The organism is Streptomyces sp. NPDC045470, from assembly GCF_040646595.1.
In the GTDB taxonomy this organism is placed as follows: Bacteria; Actinomycetota; Actinomycetes; order Streptomycetales; family Streptomycetaceae; genus Streptomyces.
Map to the genome: position 1 here is coordinate 62,410 of NZ_JBEZAN010000005.1, position 21,215 is coordinate 83,624.

The 21,215-nt window shown below is 74.1% G+C and carries 12 protein-coding genes; 7 read left to right on the forward strand and 5 right to left on the reverse strand.

The window, feature by feature from the left end; translation table 11 throughout:
• Positions 1–299: 299 nt before the first annotated feature.
• The 3 genes from AB0A97_RS17680 to AB0A97_RS17690 form a co-directional block, all read right to left on the reverse strand.
• Positions 300–2,111: an ABC-ATPase domain-containing protein gene (locus AB0A97_RS17680; protein WP_361150367.1), complete on the reverse strand. Its 1,812-nt coding sequence runs from the start codon at positions 2,109–2,111 to the stop codon at positions 300–302.
• 259 nt (positions 2,112–2,370) lie between these two features.
• Positions 2,371–2,595 (reverse strand): hypothetical protein, encoded by a 225-nt coding sequence (locus AB0A97_RS17685; protein ID WP_361150369.1) that lies wholly within the window; start codon positions 2,593–2,595, stop codon positions 2,371–2,373.
• Entirely contained in the window at positions 2,592–2,786 is a 195-nt protein-coding gene (locus tag AB0A97_RS17690) for a hypothetical protein (protein WP_361150371.1), read from the reverse strand. Before AB0A97_RS17690 ends, AB0A97_RS17685 begins: the two co-directional genes overlap by 4 nt.
• 399 nt (positions 2,787–3,185) lie before the next feature.
• Between AB0A97_RS17690 and AB0A97_RS17695 the strand changes: the two genes are divergently transcribed.
• On the forward strand, positions 3,186–4,049 hold the full coding sequence (locus tag AB0A97_RS17695; RefSeq protein ID WP_361150374.1) for a helix-turn-helix domain-containing protein: 864 nt from the start codon (positions 3,186–3,188) through the stop codon (positions 4,047–4,049).
• Between the two features lie 99 nt (positions 4,050–4,148).
• Here the strand turns inward: AB0A97_RS17695 and AB0A97_RS17700 are convergent, their stop codons facing one another.
• Entirely contained in the window at positions 4,149–5,126 is a 978-nt protein-coding gene (locus tag AB0A97_RS17700) for a hypothetical protein (protein WP_361150377.1), read from the reverse strand.
• 365 nt (positions 5,127–5,491) lie between these two features.
• Between AB0A97_RS17700 and AB0A97_RS17705 the strand changes: the two genes are divergently transcribed.
• Complete coding sequence (locus tag AB0A97_RS17705; RefSeq protein ID WP_361150380.1) at positions 5,492–6,463, forward strand: threonine/serine dehydratase; 972 nt, start codon at positions 5,492–5,494, stop codon at positions 6,461–6,463.
• A gap of 327 nt (positions 6,464–6,790) precedes the next feature.
• Entirely contained in the window at positions 6,791–10,990 is a 4,200-nt protein-coding gene (locus AB0A97_RS17710) for an amino acid adenylation domain-containing protein (protein ID WP_361150383.1), read from the forward strand.
• Positions 10,991–11,053: 63 nt separating this feature from the next.
• Here the strand turns inward: AB0A97_RS17710 and AB0A97_RS17715 are convergent, their stop codons facing one another.
• A complete protein-coding gene (locus AB0A97_RS17715) occupies positions 11,054–12,049 on the reverse strand; it encodes a YafY family protein (RefSeq protein WP_361150385.1) in 996 nt (331 codons plus the stop codon).
• A 137-nt stretch (positions 12,050–12,186) separates the two neighbouring features.
• Between AB0A97_RS17715 and AB0A97_RS17720 the strand changes: the two genes are divergently transcribed.
• The 4 genes from AB0A97_RS17720 (at position 12,187) to AB0A97_RS17735 (ending at position 21,213) form a co-directional block, all read left to right on the forward strand.
• A complete protein-coding gene (locus AB0A97_RS17720) occupies positions 12,187–12,615 on the forward strand; it encodes a DUF3224 domain-containing protein (protein WP_361150387.1) in 429 nt (142 codons plus the stop codon).
• A 144-nt stretch (positions 12,616–12,759) separates the two neighbouring features.
• Positions 12,760–13,374 carry a hypothetical protein gene (locus tag AB0A97_RS17725; protein ID WP_361150389.1) on the forward strand — a complete coding sequence of 205 codons (615 nt, stop codon included), beginning with the start codon at positions 12,760–12,762 and terminating at the stop codon, positions 13,372–13,374.
• A gap of 279 nt (positions 13,375–13,653) precedes the next feature.
• Positions 13,654–17,418 carry a hypothetical protein gene (locus AB0A97_RS17730; protein WP_361150392.1) on the forward strand — a complete coding sequence of 1,255 codons (3,765 nt, stop codon included), beginning with the start codon at positions 13,654–13,656 and terminating at the stop codon, positions 17,416–17,418.
• 141 nt (positions 17,419–17,559) lie between these two features.
• Entirely contained in the window at positions 17,560–21,213 is a 3,654-nt protein-coding gene (locus tag AB0A97_RS17735; protein WP_361150394.1) for a hypothetical protein, read from the forward strand.
• Positions 21,214–21,215: the final 2 nt, after the last annotated feature.

Consider the following 21,215-nt stretch of genomic DNA (forward strand, 5'->3'; position numbering starts at 1 on the left):
TACGGACGGACGTACGCGTACGGACGTACGGGTGGGGACGCGTCGAAGCGGTGGCGTTTCGTCGTGTCGGCAACGTCTCGTCGAACCGGTCGCGTTTCGACGGGCCGTTACCGTCTCGTCGAACCGGTCGTGTCTCGTCGTGCCGGCTCCGTCTCGTCGTACCGGCTGCGTTTCGTCGGACCGACCGGGACCCGACGTACCGGTGGTGACTCGTCCGCGTACGTGCCAGTGGCATCTCGCGACGCATCTGACGCATCGAACGCATCTGACGCATCCCGTACGCGGACGAGTCCCGGCTCTCAGCCCTGCGCCGCCCCCGTCGGCCGGCCCAGGACCCGCAGGCCGCGCAGGCGGTTCAGGGCCGCGGCGACCTCGTGGCGACGCGGCAGCGCGAAGTCCTCGTCGCGGACGGCGAGGAGGCGGTGCGCGCCGTCCTCCAGGTCGCCGTCGAGCAGGTCGAGCGCCTCGGCCAGGGTGCGCTTCCCGTCCACGTACCCGCGCCGCACCATCAGTTCGAGGGCCAGGCCGATGCCCGCCACCTGGCGCGCGTCCGCGATCTGTTCGACGGCCCGCAGGTCGATGTCGTGCTCGCCGAAGGTCAGCCCGTCGTCGCCGCGCGCCCGGATGCGGGAGCGGCCGCGTACGGACGTGTCGAGCGAGCCGGGGTCCGGGCGGCGATGGGCGACACCGGGGAAGGCGTCCGCCTCGGCGGTCCGGCCGGTCGGTACCGCCGCCAGCCGGCGCGCCCGCTCGGTGACATCGGACGGCCGGTACGCGTCCATCATCACCACCTGGTCGGCGACCTCCATGTAGTCGCCGGAGCCGCCCATCACCAGCACGGTCGAGACCCCGTGGTCCCGGTGCAGGGACCGGACGAGGTCCACGAACGGCGTCAGTGGCTCCCGCTCCTTGGCGACCAGCGCCTGCATCCGCGCATCCCGGATCATCAGGTTGGTGGCCGCGGTGTCCTCGTCGATGAGCAGGGCCCGCGCGCCCGCCTCGACGGCCTCGCACAGGGAGGCGGCCTGCGACGTGGAGCCGGAGGCGTTGTCCGTACAGAAGTCGGTGGTGTCCGCGCCGCTCGGCAGGTGGTCCACAAAGGCGTGCACGTCCACCCGCTCGACCCGGCGGCCGTCCTCGGAGCGGATCTTGACGGTGTCGGGCCGGGCCGCCACCCGCTCGCGTCCGTCCCCCGGAACGTGGTCCCACACACCCGTCTCCAGGGCCCGCAGCAGCGTCGACTTGCCGTGGAAGCCGCCACCGACGATCAGGGTGACGCCTTCGCGTACGCCCATGCCGGTGACCGTCCCCGCGTGCGGCAGGTCGACCGAGACCCGCAGCTCCTCCGGAGAGGCGAACGGGACGACTCCGTCACCGGTCGCCGGGCGGTCGTCCACGCCGCTGCGCCGCGGCAGTACCGCGCCGTCGGCCACGAACGCGACCAGGCCGAGGCCGGGCAGCGCGGCGCGCAGCGCGGCCGAGTCCTCGACGGTGTCCGCGAAAGCCCGTACGTCGTCGGCGTCCAGCGCCGCGTACCGCAGCGCGCGCTCGGCGACCCTCGGCAGCAGACCGCACAGCACGTGCTCCGCCGCGTGCCCGTCGATGCGGCGGCCGTGCCCCGGCAGATCGACGCCCAGCCGCAGTGTCACCGAGCCGTCGCGCGCGTCCACCAGGCAGGAACTGCGCTCCAGCACCTCCTGGCCGCCGGCGTCCACCCGCAGCGCCCGGTGGTCCGCCGCCTCGGCGGCCCGCCGCGCCAGGTAGCTCGCCAGCGCCCGCCGCCGGACCGGCGACTCCCACAGATCGGCGGGGAACCCGGCCTCCTCGGCCGGCACGCGCAGCGCGACCCGTGCGGGCGGCGCGTACGGGTCGGACTGCCCGCGGATCACCTCCAGGGTGAAGCCGGGCATGGACCAGCCGCCGAGGAGCGCCTTGTACCTGCCGTACGAGGCGCCGTCCATCCGGCGCAGCTCCCCGGCCAGTCCGTCCCGGACCCCTTGCGGGCGGTCGGCCCGCGGCCGGTCCTGTGGCCGGCCGTGGCCACGGGGCTGCCCGCGGTCCCGGCCGTGTGCGCGTCCGCGGTCGTGGTCCCGGCCTTGAGGGCGTGGCACAGCGCCTGCACCTTTCTCGTCGTGTCGTACGGTCACCGGCGGTCCGCCGGCCCGACGGCCGACGATACCCAGACCGGCCCCGCACCGTCGCACGCGGACGCGTGACCGGCCACGGCGGGGCGCACCCCTCCGCAGCCGGTCACGGTCACCGGTCCCGCCTGCCCGTACCTGGGAAACCTGTCCGTATCCGGGGCAACCCGTCCGTATCCGGGGCAACCCGTCCGTATCCGGGGCAGCCCGTCAGTACCCGGCGGCCCCGTCAGTAGACGGTGAAGGGGAAGGGCTGCCGGGGCGCGTCCGCCCGCGCGTCCTGGCCGTCAGCCGTACGGACGGGCCGCAGACCGACCAGGGTGGTGCTGCCGCACGCGCAGATCACGGACGTGGCGACGAGCAGCCGGCCGGAGCAGTCGACGACCGGGGTGGTGAAGGTGCGCGGCTCCGCGGCCCCGCACCGGCGGCACGCCGCCGTCGGCGTCGCGCTCACCGTCCCCGCCCCGTTCCGCTCCGCACGGCGGCGGCCGGCGCGAGCGCCGATGCCAGGAGCAGGAGCCACAGGGAGTCCTGCGGGACGGGGAACGCGAGGTGGGAGGGCGTCACCAGGGTGACGCCGACGATGAGCACCGCCACGAAGGCGATGCCCGTACAGCGAAGGGCTATCCTGCAGTCGACGGACATGAGGTCTCCTTGTGGGTGAAGAACACGAGGTTTTCCGAGTTCGGCAGAAGGCCGTTCCCTGCTTCCCGCCAGAAGCACCAGGGAGCGGCCTCTTCGTGTGCCGGTGGCGGTACGGGCGCTGCCCGCCCGCCGGTTCGTCCTGGCCGGTCGTGATCGGCTGTCAGGTCACATGGCGTCCTCCTCCCGCTCTCCGGCCGCGTGGAGCCGCGCAGCCCGTACACCGGAAGTGTCGGCCCCGCGTCCACCTGCGCCTATGGCTGAGCGACGGGCGCAGGCAATTCCGAGCACCGCGACAGCGCGGCGGAACACTGGCGAACACCGGTGGCACAGGCGGACAATGACGGACAGGCGCGGAACTTCCGTGACGCTGCCGCCGAGCACCCGGGGGATGATGATCCATTGACCGAACGGCCGGCGTCCCCACCCGTACCGGAGCCCGTCGAGGCGTTCGCGGAGCAACTGCGCGAACTGCGGCTGCGCTGCTTCGAACCGACCGAGGCCCGTCTCGCCCTGCAGATGAAGTGCGGCCGCAGCTCGGTGTCCGCGATGCTCAACGGGCGCCGTTTCCCCAGTTGGGAACTGACCTCGGCCTTCGTCACCGCGTGCGGCGCGGAACCGGCGGACTGGCTGGACCGCTGGCGGGACGCGAAGCGCCGCCTCGACGCGCTGCGCCGGGGGCCGGCCGGCCAGGACGGGGCCGCGCGCCCGGCGGCGCTGCCGGACGTCGGCGGTGCCGCGCTCCTCGCCGCGACCTGGTACCGCAGCAACCCGGAGTTCTACACCGCGGCGGCCCGGTGCGTCCGGGCGGCCCGGACGGAGATCAGGGTGACGTACACCCGCCGCTACCCGCCCGACCAGTACACGACGAAGGCCTCGGCGGACTACTTCGCGGACATCCTGGCCTGGGCGCGCGAGGACACCGAGGACCAGCGCAGCGTCCGCCGCATCATCGGCATCCCCGAGACCGACGGCGTGCCCGACCGGGACGTCCTCGCCTGGGCCCGGCGGCATCGGGAAGAGACCGTGCACCTGCTCAATTACGAGGCGAACGTCCTGCGGTGGACGGCGGCGGCCGACGGCCTGAACATGGCGCTGATCGACGACAGCACCGTCTTCCTGGCCTTCTCCGGGGGCGCCCGCCAGAAGCTGAACGGCTTCAGCGTCCAGGACCCGACGTACATGTCCTACTTCGCCGCCTACTTCGAACAACTGTGGACGCCGCTGCAACCGCTGGGCGCCTACCTGGACGCCACGGGAGACTGACGACAGGGCCCTCGGGGCGACCGTACCGCCGCCCCGAGTGGCCCGTGAGGGACCGGCTCCCGGCACCGGCCGGTGCCGGGCCGGGAGCGTGCGTGGTGTCTACCGTGCGCCGACCGGTGCGAGCGTGTCGTCGGCGAAGCGCGGCACCTCCGCGTTCTCGTCGTGGCCGCCGTTCTTCTCACGGATCCACTTGCCGGCCAGGGCGGGGATCCAGGCCGAGAACTCGCTCTGCGTCAGGTCGCCGGGGACCTTGCCGCCCAGCTTGTTGATGTCCGCAGCGGGGTAGCCGCCGGGCGCGTCGATGCGTTCGGCGGGGGTGTCCTTCATCGTCGCGTCCCAGACCTGGAGGGCGAACGTGGTGCAGTTCCTGGCGGACGTGCCCGCCCAGCCGCCGGTCAGGAGGAAGTTCCAGCTGGGCAGGAGCGTGTACTTCTCATCGAGTTCGGCACGCCGCTGGATCTCCTGCTCGAAAGCGCTCTGCTGGGCACCGGTCAGCGCCGTGCAGCGCGCGGCGCGCGGGGAGTGCGCCTGGCCCTGGTCCTGCTTGCGGCTCGGCCGGTCCCACTCGACCAGCGGCTTGCCGGGGACGTTGATGTCGTAACCGGTGTAGTTGACGGACATGCCGTCGACCGGGGAACCGTCGCCGTTGGTGCCGTCCGGGTCGTTCGGCTGGAAGGAATACGTGTCGTATCGGGCTTCTTCGCCGCTGTCCAGCTTCCGGTGCAGCTTTCCGCCGGTGTTGAAGTGCACGAGCCAGCTGTGGCCGAACACGTGCTGGCTCACGTTCAGTTCGTAGAGCAGCTTGTTCGTCTGATCGGCGTAGGACAGCTCGCCGTACTTCTTCTTGAAGTCGTCGCTCTTCCACAGCGCGTGGGCCCGCTTGCCGATGTCCCAGACGTAACCGCCGGTGGTGCGGTCGGTGATCTCGGTGCTGTAGATGCAGAGCACGTTGTCCAGCGATCGGGCGCCGGACGGTTGCGGCCGGTCGGCGGCGTGCGCGGCGGGTGCCTGGAGCAGGCCCAGGAGGAGGGCCGCCGCGGCGCTCGACGTGATCACGGCCGGCGTACGTAATGTCATGACGTGCGGGTACTTTCCTTCGGTCGGCCGGCGGCTCGGACGCGCCGCCGGCTCGGCGTATCAAGATCATTTCGGTCGGTGGTCCCGTGCGCCAAGGGCGGAAAGTCCTGGCCGGGCGGGACTTTCGCCCTTAAGGGGCCGGGGTGGCGCCAGGGCCGGGGTGGCCGAGGCCGGAGCGGCCGGGCCGGGGCCGGGACGGCCGGGGACGGGGCCGAGACCGGGGCGGCCGGGTGCCCCGGACGCGGCGCGTGATCAACTGGTCCGGTCCGGTCCGGTCCGGTCCGGCCGGTAGGGCGGCTCCGCCCGCCGCGCCGACGGCACCGTGACACGACGTCCGACGTTCCGACCCGGGAGAGTGGTCCGCGATGAGCAGCATCGGCTACGACGACGTGCGGGCGGCGGCCGGCCGGATCGCCGGGGACGTGCGCCCGGTCACCGTCGCACCGGTCGACCCGGGCGGGTTCGGCCCCGGTGAGGGCTGGCTCGCCTACGAGTTCACCCAGCACACCGGGTCCTTCAAGGCCCGTGGCGCGGCCAACTTCATCGCCGCGCACCGGGAGGCCGGCACCCTGCCCGAGGCCGGGGTGGTCATCGCCTCCGGAGGCAACGCCGGGCTGGCCTGCGCCTGGGCGGCGGGCCGCCACGGCGTCCGGGCGACGGTGTTCCTGCCGGAGACCGCGCCGCCGGTCAAGGTCGCCCGGCTGCGCCTGCTCGGTGCCGACGTGCGCCAGGTGGGCACCGAGTACGCCGCCGCGCTGGAGGCGTCCGAGGAACACGCCGCGCGGGCCGGGGCGTTGGCGGCGCACGCGTACGACCACCCGCTGATCGCGGCCGGGGCCGGCACCCTGCTGGAGGAGATCCGGGCCGCGCTGCCCGGCCTGGACACGGTCGTCGTCGCGGTCGGCGGCGGTGGACTGTTCAGCGGGGTCGCCGCGGCCGCGCACCACCACGGCGTACGGGTCGTGGCCGTCGAGCCGGAGAACTGCCGGGCGCTGAACGCCGCGATCGAGGCGGGCCGGGTCGTCGACGTCCCGGTGGACTCCGTAGCCGCGGACTCGCTGGGCGCCCGCCGCGCCAGCCGGATGGCGCTGGACTGGGCGCGGCGGGCCGGGGCGGTCTCGCTGCTGGTCCCGGACGAGGCGATCGTGGCCGCGCGCCGGAGCCTGTGGGACGACCGCAGGCTGGCGGTCGAGCACGGCACGGCGGCCGCCCTCGCCGCCCTCCGGTCCGGGGCGTACCGGCCCGCGCCGGGGGAGCGGGTGTGCGTGGTCGTGTGCGGCGCCAACACCGACCCGTCGGACCTGGTACACCCCGGCCCCGTACGCCCCGGTGAGTGACCCCGGCGGTCCGTTCTGGCGCACGCATTCGACGTACGCCTGACTGCCGGCCCGGTCGGCGGGAAGCCGTCCGGGCCCCGGAACCGCCCGGCCCCGCCCTCGTTGTTCCGCCTGTGAGCTGCGCGTCAGCGGTTCCCCGGGCGGCCCGCGGCGCGTGCGCCGCCTCCGTCTCCGTACACCTGTCCAAAGAGATTTGCCGACGAACCGATACACCCGTCGTGTGGTGCTCGTTGGCCCTTTACGGCGCGTGAGCCGCGACCGGTCGCCCGGCCCCGCCACGGCCCGGTCGCCGTTGTACACCAGCACCTTCGTCAGGAGACGGCAAGCATGAACAGGAAGCCAGGCCACCGCGGTCGCCGATTGCCGCTGACCGTCGCGCAGACGGGGATGTGGTTCTCCCAGCAGCTGGACGCGGAGAACCCGATCTACCGTGCCGCGGAGTACGTGGACATCCACGGCCCGGTCGACCTGGCCGTGCTGGACACCGCGGTGCGCCGCGCCGTGGCCGGCATCGACGCCGTGCGGGTCCGGTTCGAGACCGACGAGGACGGCGGCGTCTGGCAGGTACCCGACCTCGCGGACGACTGGCCGCTGCCCGTCGTCGACCTGCGGGAGGCGGCGGGCCGCCCCACAGGCCCGCGGCCCGGCCCGGCCCGGGTGGTCGCGCCGGCCGACCCGTGGACCCGCGCGAAGGAGTGGATGTGGGCCGACCTGCGCAAGCCCGCCGACCTGCGCCGCGCCCCGCTGTTCAGCTTCGCCGTGCTGCTGCTTCCCGACGACCACTGCGTGCTGTACATGGCGCTGCACCACATCGTCCTGGACGGCTACGGCTTCTCGCTCCTGATCCGGCGCGTCGCCGAGATCTACAGCGCCCTGGAGGCGGGCGAGGAGTGCCCGCCCAGCGACCTGGGCACCCTGGAACAACTGCTGGCCGACGAGGCCGACTACCACGCCTCCGAACGGTGCGCCCGGGACCGCGCGTTCTGGGCCGAGCGCTTCGCCGGACAGACCGCCGGGACCGGACTCGCCAGCCGGCTGGCCACCGTCCCGCACCGCTTCGTACGCGAGACCGGCCACCTCCCCGCACCCGCTGCCGACGGGTTGCGCGCGCTGGCCCGGCAGACCCGGACGGGGCTGCCCGTGGTGGCGATGGCCGCGCTCGCGCTGTACGTGCACCGGATGAGCGGGTCCACCGACGTGACGCTGGACCTGACCGTGACCGGCCGCGTCGGCGCCGTACCGCGCAGCACGCCGTGCATGGTCGCCAACGTGCTGCCGCTCCAGGTCGGGCTGGAGCCGTACACGACCGTGCGCGAACTGCTGCGGCACACCTCCGAGCGGGCCCGCGGCCTGCTGCGTCACCAGCGCTACCCCTCGCCGTACCTCGTCCAGGAGCTGGGCGCCGCGCACACCGGCGGCCCGCTCGGCGACTGGGGCATCAACATCATGAGCTACGACCCGGAGCTGGCCTTCGGGCGGCACCCGGCCACCCTGCACAACCTCTCCAACGGCCCGGTCACCGGCCTCGGCGTCAACGTCTACGAGCGGACCGACGACGGCTGCCTGCGCATCGACTTCCAGGCCGACCCGGACCTGTACGACGCCGAGGTCACCGCCGCCCACCAGCGCCGCTTCCTGGCCCTGCTGGACACCCTGGCCGGCGTCGACCCCGAACAGCCCGTCGGCGGCATCGACCTGCTGCCCGCGGCCGAGCGCCGCCGGGTGACCACCGGATGGAACGACACCGCCCGTACGGTGCCGGTCACCACGCTGCCCGCGCTCTTCGAGGAGCAGGCCCGCCGCACGCCCGACGCCACCGCTCTCGTGTGCGGCGCCACCACCCTCTCGTACGCCGCACTGAACGTCCGCGCCAACCGGCTGGCGCACGCGCTGATCGAACGCGGCGCCGGGCCCGAGACGTTCGTGGCGCTGGCCCTGCCGCGCACCGCCGACCACCTCGCCGGCCTGCTGGCCGTCCTCAAGACGGGCGCCGCGTACGTACCGGTCGACCCGGAGCTGCCCGCAGAACGCATCCGCTTCCTGCTCGCCGACACCCGCCCGGTCTGCGTCCTCACCACGACGGCGGCCGCCGGGCACCTGCCCGGCACCGCCACCACGCTGTGCCTCGACACCCCGGCCGCCGCCCGGGAGCTGGACCTCCGTCCCGACACCGACCCCACGGACGCCGACCGGCGGGCCCCGCTGGCACCGGGCCACCCGGCGTACGTCAGCTACACCTCCGGCTCCACCGGGCAGCCCAAGGGCGTCGTCGTGGAACACCGCCAGCTGACGAACCTGTTCTTCGACCACCGGGCCGAGCTGATCGACCCGGAGACGGCCGCGGCCCGGCGCCGCCTGCGGACCGCGCTGACCGCCGCGTTCTCCTTCGACACCGCCTGGGAAGGCCCGCTGTTCCTGGCCGCCGGCCACGAACTCCACCTCGTCGAGGACGCCGTACGCCTCGACCCGCCCGCCCTCGTCGACTACATCGCCGACCGGCGCATCGACTTCCTCGACCTCACCCCCACCTACCTGCACCAGTTGATCGCCGCCGGACTGTTCACCGGCGCACGGCACCGGCCCCGCATCCTCATGGTGGGCGGCGAAGCCGTCGACGCCGCCCTCTGGGAGACGCTGCGCGCCCTGCCCGGCACCACCGCGTACAACTACTACGGCCCGACCGAGTGCACCGTCGACGCCGTGTACTGCCGCATCGCCGACCAAGGGGAACAGCCCGTCATCGGACGGCCGGGACGCAACGTGCAGGCGTACGTGCTCGACGCCGCGCTCAACCCCGTGCCGGCCGGGGTACCGGGGGAGCTGTACCTGGCCGGTGACCAGATCGCCCGTGGCTACCTCCGCCGTCCCGCGCTGACCGCGGAGCGGTTCGTCGCCAACCCGTTCGCCCACGCGGGCAGCGGCTCGGCCGCCGGCACCTGCGGCGACCCCGGGGTGCCCTGCACCTGCGGCGCGCCGGGGTCGCGCATGTACCGGACCGGCGACCGGGCGCGCTGGACGCCCGACGGCATCCTCGAATACCTCGGCCGCGCCGACGGACAGGTCAAGGTACGCGGCTTCCGCATCGAGCCCGGCGAGGTCGAGACGGCACTGGCCCGCCACCCGGGCGTCGCCCACGCGGTGGTCACCGTACGGGAGGACACCCCCGGCGACCGGCGCCTGGCCGCGTACGTCGTACCGGTCGCCCCCCAGCGCCCGGCCGGCCGCACCGCGCCCGGCCGGGTCCCCGCCTCACGCCGCTCCGGCTCCGGCACCGCCGCGCCCGCACCGGTCGACGCGGACATCCTGCGCGCCTGGGCGACCGCCCGCCTGCCCGAGTACATGGTCCCCGGTGCCTTCGTCCTCCTGGAGCACCTGCCGCTGACCGCCAACGGCAAGCTGGACCGCGCCGCCCTGCCCGCGCCGGAGGCCCCCGCCGTCTGCAACGGGCGGCAGCCGCGCAGCCCTCAGGAGAAGGTGCTGTGCACGCTGTTCGCCGAGGTGCTCGGTGTACGGCAGGTCGACGTCGACGACGACTTCTTCGCCCTGGGCGGGCACTCCCTGCTGGCGGCCAAGCTCATCAGCCGTATCCGCTCCGCCCTGGGCACCGAGCTGTCCATCCGCGCGCTGTTCGACGCCCCCACCGTCGCCGAACTCGTCAAGGTGCTGCGCACCGGCGGCGGATCGGACGGCTTCGAGGCCCTGCTGCCGCTGCGCACCCGGGGAAGCCGCCCCCCACTGTTCTGTGTCCACCCCTCCGGCGGCCTGAGCTGGTGCTACGCCGGGCTGCTGCGCCACCTGGACCCGGACGTCCCGGTGTACGGGCTCCAGGCCGGCGGGCTGGCGCGGCGCGCGGCACTGCCCGCCACCTTCGAGGAGATGGTCGGGGACTACGTCGGGCAGCTCCGCGCCGTACAGCCGGCCGGGCCGTACCACCTGCTGGGCTGGTCGCTCGGCGGCGCGCTCGCCCACGCCATCGCGGTCCGGCTCCAGGCCAGGGGCGAGCGGGTGGCGCTGCTGGCCATGCTCGACTCACACCCCATCGACCCGCACGGAACGACGGACTCCGCCGTCACGGAGCACGACATCCTGGCCCTGCTCCTGGAGGCGGCCGGGCACGATCCGGACCGGTTCGCGCGGCCGCTGACCGTCCCGGGCGTGGCGGCGGTGCTGCGCGGACAGGGCGGCGGTGAGCTGCTCGACTCCCTCAAGCAGCACCCGGCGCTCGGCGAGGACCGGCTCACCGCCGTCACCGAGGTGTTCACCAACTCGGTGAAGCTGCTGCCGACGTTCTCCGAGGGCATCTTCGACGGCGACCTGCTGTACTTCCATGCCACCGAAGGCAAGCCCGCCCACGCACCGGCCGCCGAGACCTGGCGCCACCTGGTCACCGGACACATCGAGAACCACGACATCGCGTGCACCCACCACGCCATGACCCAGGCGGAGCCACTGACCCGGATCGGGCGGGAGGTGGCCGCGCATCTGGACGCGGCGGTGGCGGTGCCCGGACCGGGGGCGCGGGGCTGAGCGGGGCGGCCCCTGCCGCGGCGTGCGACTGCCGGGCCGAGGGGCCGTGCCCCGGTGGCGGGCTCAGGCCGCCGCGTACCGTGCCGCCAGTTCGGACGCTGTGCGGGCGACGGCGGCACGGAGGTTGGGCGGGCCCAGCACCTCGGCCTCCGCACCCAGCCGGAGGAGGTCACCGACCGCGACGGCCGGGGCCTCGACCGGGAGGTCCACCAGCACCCAGCCCTCGTGGTCCGGCGGCCCGGCGCCTTCCAGAGCCTGGCTGCCGGCTGCGCCGAACTGCATGGGCAACAGCCGTTGCGCGCGCGGGGAGATCCGTAGCCGTGCCGTCGTATGGTGCAGTCCGGCCTCCAAGCGCTGGGAGGACTCCTCCCAGCAGGCGGCCAGGTCGAAGCCGGCCGGCCGCTCGAAGAGCGTGTCCGTCGCCTCGGCGTGCACCAGGCGGGAGATCCGGTAGGTCCTGGTCCGCAGGGTGCCGTCGCCCGGTGGCGGGCCGTCCGTCCAGGCCACCACGTACCAGATGCCGCTCTTCAGGACGAGGCCGAGCGGGCGCAGCTCCCGGTGCGTCGCACGGCCGTTCCACGCCTGGTAGTGGACGTGCAGCACCCGCTGTTCCCAGACGGCGCGGGCCACGGACGCCAAGTGGGGTACCGGGTCCGCCTGCCGGAACCAGGCGGCGGCGTCCAGGTGGAAGCAGTCCTGGAGGCGGCGGGCCCGCGCCGCCAGGCCGGACGGTAGCGCGGCCTGGAGCTTCAGTTGAGCCGTCGCCAGGACCGCGCCCAGGCCCAGTTCCCGCGCGGCCCCCGGCACGCCCGCCAGGAACAGTGCTTCCGCCTCGGCATCGTTCAGCCCGGTCAGCCGGGTGCGGTAGCCGTCCATGAGCGAGTAGCCGCCTTCCGGGCCGCGTTCGGAGCGGACCGGGACGCCCGCGGCGCCCAGTGCCTCGACGTCCCGGTAGACCGTACGCGGGGACACCTCCAGCCGGGCGGCCAGTTCGGCCGCGGTCATCCGGCCGTGGTTCTGGAGCAGCAGGAGGAGGGAGAGCAGACGGTCGGCGCGCATGGGGTCATTGTCGCGCCGTACCTGACAGAAGGTGTCAGGTACGGCGGCCAGACTTCGATCGCACCAAGAGAACCGCACCGCGCGGACCGCACCGCGCGGACCGCACCGCGCGGCCGGACGAAAGGACCACCGTCGCCATGTCTGCACAAACCAGCGCCGAACGCACCCGCACCACCGGCCACTTCACCTACGCCGACTGGCAGGAGCGCGCCCTCGGCGAGGAGGACACCTTTCCGCGGCTCGCCCACGCCGCCGTCACCAACACCTTCGCCGGGGGCATCGAGGCAGCCCGCACGACCTGCGAGTACACCGTCCTCTACCTGACGGAGCAGACCGGTGGGTTCACGGGGATGGAGCTGCTGGCGGGCACCGTCGACGGGCGGCGGGGGACCTTCGCCGTGGAGGAGCGCGGCTCGTTCGACGAAGGAGGAAGCGTGCGCTGCGCGTTCGAGGTCGTACCGGGCTCGGCCACCGGGGAGCTGGCCGGGCTGCGCGGCACCGGGGAGTTCACGGCCGAGCAGGGCAGTCCGTCCGTTCCGTACACCTTCGACTACGACTTCGGCTGAGGCGGACCGGGACACGGCCCGCACCCCCTGCGGACCCCCTTCCTCCGCCACGCCGCGCGCGTCCTAAGATCGGGCGGTCATGGAACAAGGTGTGCAGGCCGCGTCGGGCGGTCCGCGCGCGACGGGGAAAACGGGGAAGCAGCAGTGCAGCACAACAAATGGATACGTACGGCGGCGACGGTGGCCCTGGTGGTCTCGGCGGCCAGCGCCTGCGGAGCGTCCGGGGAACCGGCGTCCGCCAAGGGCACCCCGGTGCCGAGCCCGACGGCCGCGCCGCCCGAGAAGGCCGCTCCCCAGCACCCGGCGCCCGGCAAGGAGGCGCCGGTGCTGGAGCAGATCAAGTACGACCTGGAGACCCGGGTGCTCTCCATGGGCGGCGCGGTTTCCAAGCCGACCAGCAGTACCTGCGACACCAAAGAGGTCGGCGACCAGCCCCAGACCTTCACCTGCACCGTGAAGTACATGGGAGTCGACGTGCCCTTCCGCGTCGAGACCAAGGGCGGTTTCATCCTCATGCAGTACACGGCCACGCCGACCAAGGGCGGCGTGCTGACCGCCGAGGGGATGCGGGCCCGGGCGTGGAAGCAGTACGGGATCTACGGGGGCAAGGCGGCCCGCTCGTTGCGCTGCGACGAGGCTCCCGCGGTGCAGTTGGTGCCGATCGACAAGCCCAGCGGATACCGCTGCTACGTGGGCGAGGGCGGCCTCAAGGGCGACTACGACGCGATCGTCACCGCCACCGGTATGCGGCTGACGTGATCCGGGTGCCGGGCATCCCACCCCCGTGAGGATGCCCGCCCACCCACCGGCCGCACCACGGTGCGGTGCCGCGCCGGCCCGGCCCCGTCGACGCCGGAGGGCGCGGACGCGGGCACCGTGGACCGGCGCGGGTACGGCCCACTTCACCGCACCGGCCATTGATTGGCAGCCCGTTTCCGTGCGTCCAATCAATGGCCCGCACGGCCGGAAACCGGCCTTGTGACGTCCCACCGGTCTCCGTACCGTGGCGTTGCCCGGTCAGCTCGGCGCGGAGGCCGCATGGGGCGTCGCGAAAAGCCCGTGGACCCCGGGGCGGGTCCGGTACAGCGGTTCGCGTACGAACTGCGCAAGCTGCGCCTGGAGGCGGGCAGTCCGACCTACCGGGCCATGGCGGAACGGGCGGACTACTCGGCCGCCGTGCTCTCCCAGGCGGCGGCGGGGGAGAAGCTGCCGTCCCTCCCGGTGGCGCTGGCGTACGTGACGGCGTGCGGCGGGGACACCGGGCACTGGCAACGGCGCTGGCACGAAGCCGTACGGGAGGACGCGGCCCGGGTCCTCGAAGCGGAGGAGGACGGTGCCGTCGCGCCCTACCGCGGCCTGGCCCGTTTCGAACCGGACGACCACACGCGCTACTTCGGCCGCCGACGGCTCACCGAGGAACTGCTGCGGCGGGTGCGCGAACACCGGGTCGTCGCGGTGTTCGGGCCGTCCGGCAGTGGAAAGTCGTCCCTGCTGCGTGCCGGGCTCATCGCCCGCCTGCGGCAGCCCGCCGCCGACCCGCCGCTCGGCCTGTCCCCGCCCGCCGCGATCCGGGTGCTCACCCCCGGCGCCCGCCCCGAGCGCGACGCCGGCCGGCTGTTCTCCCCGGCCGGGACGCCGGGGGACACCTGGCTCGTGGTGGACCAGTTCGAGGAGGTCTTCACCCTCTGCGCCGACCCCGACGAACGGAACGCGTTCCTCCGACGCGTTGTGACGGCCGGCGACCCCGCGAGCCGCCTGCGTGTGGTGCTGGGCGTACGGGCGGACTTCTACGGCAGGTGCCTGGCGCACCGGGAACTGGCCGACGTGATCCACGAGGCGAGCCTGCCCATCGGCCCGATGTCACCGCAGGAACTGCGGGAGGCCATCGTCAAGCCGGCGGCCGCCGAGGGCCTGATCGTGGAACGGTCCCTGACCGCCCGCCTCGTCGAGGAGATGGCCGAGGAGCCCGGCAGCCTGCCCCTGCTCTCGCACGTCCTGCTGGAGACCTGGCGGCGGCGCCGCGGCCGTACCCTGACGCTCCAGGCGTACGAGGCGGCGGGCGGCGTCCACGGCGCGGTCGCCCAGACCGCCGAACAGCTCTACGGCCGCCTCTCGCCGCGGCAGGCCGGGACGGCCCGCCGGATGCTGCTGCGCCTGATCACCCCGGGCGAAGGGGCGGCGGACACCCGCCGGCCCGCGGCCAGGGCCGAGCTGGACGCCGGTGACCCGGCCGCCGCGCAGGTCGTCGAACAACTGGCCAGGGCCCGTCTGATCACGGTGGACCAGGACACCGTGGACCTGGCCCACGAAGCGCTGATCACCTCCTGGCCCCGGCTGCGCGGCTGGATCGAGGAGGACCGCGGGCGCCTGATCGTGCACCGCCGGCTGACGGAGGCGGCCGGACTGTGGGACGAACTCGACCGCGATCCGGGGGCGTTGTACCGCGGTACCCGGCTGGACGCCGCCGAGGAGGCGTTCGCCCCCGAGGAGGGGAGCCTTCCGGAGGAGACGGGCGGCTCCGTGCCGTCGCCCGGCGGCACCTCCGACGAACTCACCCCGCTGGAACGCGCTTTCCTCACCGCCAGCGTCGCGGCGCGCGACCGCGAGCGGCGCGCCGCCGCCCGGACCACCCGCCGGCTGCGCCAGTCCGCCGCCACCCTGTCCGTCCTCCTCGCCCTCGCCCTCGCCGCCGGGCTGGTCGCCTGGGACCAGTTCCGTACGAGTGAACGGCAGCGCGACGCGGCAGTGGCCGCCCAGCGGATCTCCCTGTCGCGGCAGCTCGCCGCCCAGTCCTCCGCCCTCATGGGGGACTGGCCGGACCTGTCCTCCCTCCTGGCGGTCCACGCCTACCGGACCGCCCCCACCAAGGAAGCCGTCGCGGGGCTGTTCAGCGCTGTGGACGTGCCGCTGCGGCGCCGGCTCGACGCGCACTCCGGCGGGGTGCGGGCGGTCGCGTTCAGCCCCGACGGGCGCACCCTCGCGACCGGCGGCGGGCACGACGTCACCGTACGCCTGTGGAACATGCCCGCCGGAACGGTCCGCGCCGTCCTCCCCGCGCCTGCGGAGAACCTCGCCGCCCTGTCCTTCAGCGCCGACGGGCGCACGCTGGCGGGCAGCACCGGTGGGGGAGCCTGGCGGCTGTGGGACGTGGCCACCGGCCGTACCCGCGCGACGTTCGGCGGGCACGGCGGCCCGGTGGCGGCCACGGCCTTCAGCCGGGACGGCCGCACCCTGGCCGCCGGCGGCACCGACGGCACCGTGCGCCTGTGGAACACGGCCACCGGCGCGCTCACCGCGACGCTGCGCGGTCACACCGGGAAGGTCGTCTCGGTGGCCTTCGCCCCCGACGGACGCTCGGTGGCCACCGGCAGTCTGGACGGGACCGTACGCCTGTGGGACGCGGCCACCGGCGCCGCCGGCGCCCGGCTCGAAACGCCCGCGGGCAGCAACAGGGCGGTGGCGTTCGGACCGGACGGGCGCACGCTGGCCATCTACGGCAGCGACGAGGCCGCCATCAAGCTGTGGGACGTGGCCACCGGCAAAGCCCGTACCACCCTCGCCGGACCCGCCGGATACGTGATCGCGATGGCCTTCGGCCCCTCCGGCCGCATCCTGGGCGGCGGCAGCGACGACGGCACCGTACGGCTGTGGGACGTGGCCACCGGCGCGAACCTCGGCACCCTCCCCGGCCACGCGCGCCGCGTCAGCTCGGTGGCGTTCAGCCCGGACGGGCACACGATGGCCAGCGGCAGCGACGACGGCACGGTCCGGCTGTGGAACACCGCCCTCGGCGATACCCTCACCACCCTGACCGGCCACTCCGGGCCGGTGGGCGCCGTGGCGTACGGCCGGGGCGGCCGTACGCTGGCCAGCGGCAGCGACGACGGCACCGTACGCGTCTGGGATCTCGGCACGCGCGGGAGCCGGATTCTCGGGCGCCGGTCCGGCAGCGGCACGGGCGACCGCGTCCGCGCGGTGGCGTTCAGCCCCGACGGCCGCACCCTCGCCACCACCGGCAGACGCACCGGCCTGCGCGTCTGGGACGTGGCCACCGGCCGGCTCCGCGCCACACTGGCGCGCTTCACGGGGGAAGCGGTGGCCTTCGGTCCGGACGGCCGGACCCTGGCCGGTACCGACGGGTCCGGAGCGCTGCTGCTGTGGGACACCCGCAGCCACCGCACCCGGGCCCTGCCCGTCTCCGGTACCACGCCGGCCCTTTCGGTCGCCTTCAGCCCGGACGGCCGGACCCTGGCGAGCGGCAGCCGGCACGGCCCCGTACGGCTGTGGGACGTGGCCACCGGCCGGGCCCGGACCGTCCTGACCGGCCCCCGCGGCGACGCCGGGGCGGTGGCGTTCAGCCCGGACGGCCGGACCCTGGCCGGTGGCGGCGCCGACGGGTCGGTACGCCTGTGGGATGTGGTCACCGGCAAGCCCCGTACCACCATCACCGGCCACTCCATCGGCGCGCTGGGCGCGGTGGCCTTCACCCCCGACGGCCGGACCCTGGCCGCCAGCGGACGTGACACCGGCAGCGTACGGCTGTGGGACGTGGCCACCGGCCGGACCCGCGCCACCTACGCGGGCCAGACCGGCCTCGTACGGTCGGTGACGTTCAGCCCCGACGGCCGTTCGCTGGCCACCGGCAGCAGCGACGGAGTGGTACGCCTGCGGGAAGTGGCCCTGCCCGGCCCCGCCGAGTCCGTCAAGCGGATCTGCCGCGCCGTCAACCGCGAGCTGACGCCTGCGGAACACGCCGAATATCTGCCGGACGAGGCGCCGCGCAAGGCGTGCGGAACATCCTGAGACCCCCCGAACACATTTAGCCCTGGTGGAGCGCCGCGCACCGTCTGGTGCGGGGGCGCTGTTGGAGATAGGAGGTAGGCGGGGCTGCGCGCGAGGGACGGGGGATCAGACCCCGCTCGGCGCGCAGGGCTAGGGGGCGTCATGAGCACTCCGGCAGCACTGCGTCTGCTGCGCGGCACCGACCTGCTCGACCTGTCGTTCGGCTTCGCCGGGCTGACGGTGGAAGGCACCGGCGGGGACCGGCGGCTGGTCCGGGCGGACGCGCAGGCGGACGGCTGGATCGCGGTCACTTTCGGACCGCAGCACACGGTGGAACAGGCCTTCAGCGACGAAGTGCCGGGGGAGTCCCGCGACTTGCCGGTGGGCTCCCTGATCAGCGGCCGGAGTGTCCTGGTCTTCGAGGTGGGCCCGCGGGACGCGGTGCCGTTCACCGAGGACGGACTGCTCGACGCCATGCGCAGGCTCCCGCTGCGCGTCGTGGACGCGGCACGCGAACCGGACACGCCCGCCCCCGCGGCACCGGCGTTCCGGCCGCCGCCCGCGGCACCGGGCGGGCAGGACGCCGCGGCCCGCGCCATGGCGCTGGTGCGGCTGCTGCGGACGACGACCGAACTCACCGCCCGCTTCGGCCCCGAGACCGCGCGCGCCCTCGCGGCAGCGGCGGGCGCGGCGGCGGAGGAGACGGAAGCCGGAGCACCGGCCGTGGCGGCCGGGCCGCAGGACCCGCTCGCCGACCCGGCCCGCCCCCGTACCGGCATCGAACTTCCCTACCGGCTGTACCTGTCTCCCTCGCAGAAGGGCAGGTGGATCCACCGGGGCAGGATTCCGGAGCCCGAGCCCGGCGCCCGCGTCCCGCTCTGGCACACCCGGCTCGACACCGGGACGGTCCGCGCGGTGTGGAACCGCGAACGCGGCGGCGACCCGGGCGCGCCGTACGCCTTCCGGCAGGCGCTGGAGCCGGACGACCGGCGGGACATCGTCGACCTCACCACCGGCGCCGGCCTGATCGAGCCGGACGGCAGCCCGTACGTCCCGCACCCCGTGGCCGTACGGCTGCTGATGCTCTCCACGGCCGGCGGCTGGCTGGACGGCCTCGGCTCCTGGCCGCGACGGCCGCGCGGCGTCTCGCTGTCCGAATGGCGCCATCGGGCCGCCATGGGACGCGACCACTACGTCCGCGTGATGCGCGAGGGATTCCTGTGCCCCTTCGGACACAAGGCGGTGTACGTCCGCGTCACCGAGCGGAAGTTCGACGCCTCCCGGGCCGCCTACCTGATCCAGCGGGAGTTCGTCGTGGTACGGCAGCCGCTGCGCACGTACGATCCGAAGACCGCGCTGCCCAACGGGCCCGACCCCGCGAGCGACCTGGCGAACGTGCTGTTCCCCTTCACCAGCGTGCGCCTGGACACCGTGGAGACACCGAACCTCGTACCGCCCGCCGACCGGCGCAAGTTCTTCCCCGCGACCCCCGCGGAGCGGCCGTTCCACTTCAAGGTCACCGCGGTCGACCACGGCGGGAACACCGTCGAGTTCCGTACACCGCTGCTCTTCCTCGACGAGACGCTGGCCACCGGCGCCGGACTCGCCGCGGCCGTCGCCGAGTACAACGCCCTGGACCGCAACCCGCCGACCGCCGCGGCCGCACCCGGCGCCGCGGCGCCGGAGCACCCGGTCGAGGCCAGCGCCGACCTCCTCGGCCAGTCGGTGGCGCTCGCGCCCACCCTCCGGCCCGACGACACCCGGCTCGACGTGACCCGGATGGTGTGGGGCATGGCGGCGCCGCCCGCGCTGGCCGACCCGGCGCCGGGCGACCCGGCCCTGTCGAAGAACGCCCAGTTCCTTCCGCAACTGCGCTGGGCACAGGCCGCCGTGCCCGCCGTCGGACGGATCGGCGGCACGGACGCCACGGTGCCCGTCGCCTATGCGCGGCGGTACGCCCTGTCCGGCTTCGACACCGTCGGCGGCCCGGTACGCAAGGCCAACGCGGGGCAGGTCTTCCTCAGCCTGCTCACTCCCGGGAGTCAGCCGCTGCGGATGGACTTCGGCCGGCAGAGCGACCGGTCCGGCGGCCTCACCGCCCCCAGCATGATCGTGTCCGGTCTGTCCCGCCTGACCGGACCGGTCTCGGGCGTCCCGGCCGTCGGCGGCGAGGACCCGCTCCAGCTCATCGCCGACGGAACCTTCCGCCCGGAGGAGTTCTTCCGCCCGCTGGACGTCCTCGACGCGGTCGGCCCGAGCCTGCTGGGCGTGGTACCGCTCGCCGAAGTGATCAAGGGCGTGGACGGGCTCGGCAAGGCCCTGAAGGTGCCCAACTTCTTCACCGAGACCGTCAGCACGGTCACCGGCTTCCTCTCCGACCTCGGCCGCGTCCGGCAACTGCTCAGCCACGAACTCGACCGCTACCCGGCCGCTGCCCGCCAGGTCGCCGACACGGCGGAGAAGTTCGTGACCGTCGTCGGGGACTTCGTGGCCCAGGGACTCGCCGGCCGTACCGGACCGATCACGATGCAGCAGGTCGACGCCGCCTTCGCCGCCTTCGCCGCCGCACTGACGAACCTGCTGGACACCCTGCCCGCCGGCACCGACCCGGGCGTACGGACCCTGCTCACCCGCGTCCAGCAGCAGATCGCGACCTGGACCCGGGCCGCCGGAGAGGTCGTCGCGCTGCGCGACGCCGTACAACAGGCCGCCAACGGCTTCCGGCTCCCGGAGACCGTCAACGCGCGCCTGGAGTGGAACCCGGACATCCAGCCCGTCCTCCTGGACGGCTCGCCGGTCTTCCTGCCGGACGCCGACGGACGGCTGTCCCTCGTCGTCGACCTGCGCGGCTCCCTGCGCCCGGACCTGAGCGTCGGCGCCGACGTCAGTTGCAGCCTGGAGAACTTCGCCCTGATCCTCGTGCCGAAGTTCAACGCGCTGCGGCTGAGCTTCGAACACGTCCGCTTCGTCGCCCGGGCCGGCCGCAAACCCGACATCGACGTCGTCCTCAAGAGCGTCGACTTCATCGGCCCGCTCTCCTTCGTCCAGACGCTGCGCAAGCTCATCCCGGTGGACGGCTTCAGCGACCCGCCGGGCATCCAGGTCACGCCCTCCGGCATCGTCGCCCGGTACGGGCTGCCGCTGCCGAACCTGGCCATCGGCGTGTTCAGCCTGGAGAACCTGCGCCTGGACGCCTACCTCGACCTGCCCTTCCTCGGCCGGGCACTGGAGATCGGCTTCTCCTTCTGCAGCCGGCAGGCCCCCTTCCGGCTCACCGTCTCGCTGCTCGGCGGCGGCGGGTTCTTCGGCATCGTCCTCACGCCCCAGCGGGTGGCCGTCCTGGAGGCGGGCCTCGAATTCGGCGCCGCCGTCTCGCTCAACTTCGGCGTGGCCAGCGGCAGCCTGTCCGTCATGGCCGGCATCTACTTCCGTCTGGAACTGCAGACCGGGGAGTCCCGGCTGACCGGCTACTTCCGGGCCCGGGGCGAGGTCGACGTCCTCGGCATCGTCTCCGCCTCCATCGAGATCCACCTCGACCTCACCTTCGACACCGCGACCGGAACGGTCCACGGGCGCGCCAGGATCTCCGTCAGTGTGCACATCGGCTTCTGGTCGCAGTCGGTCACGATCGAGTGTGAGAAACGCTTCGTGGGAGGCGGGCCCGCCCCCGCCCCGCTCGGCGGCGCGGCGGCGGCGGAGGAGCCGCCACGGCCGCCCACGTTCGCCGAGATGATGGCGCCCTACACCGACCCGGCCACCGGCGCCCGGCGCGACCCCGTCACCGAGTACTGCACCGCCTTCGCGGAAGTGAGCTGAGC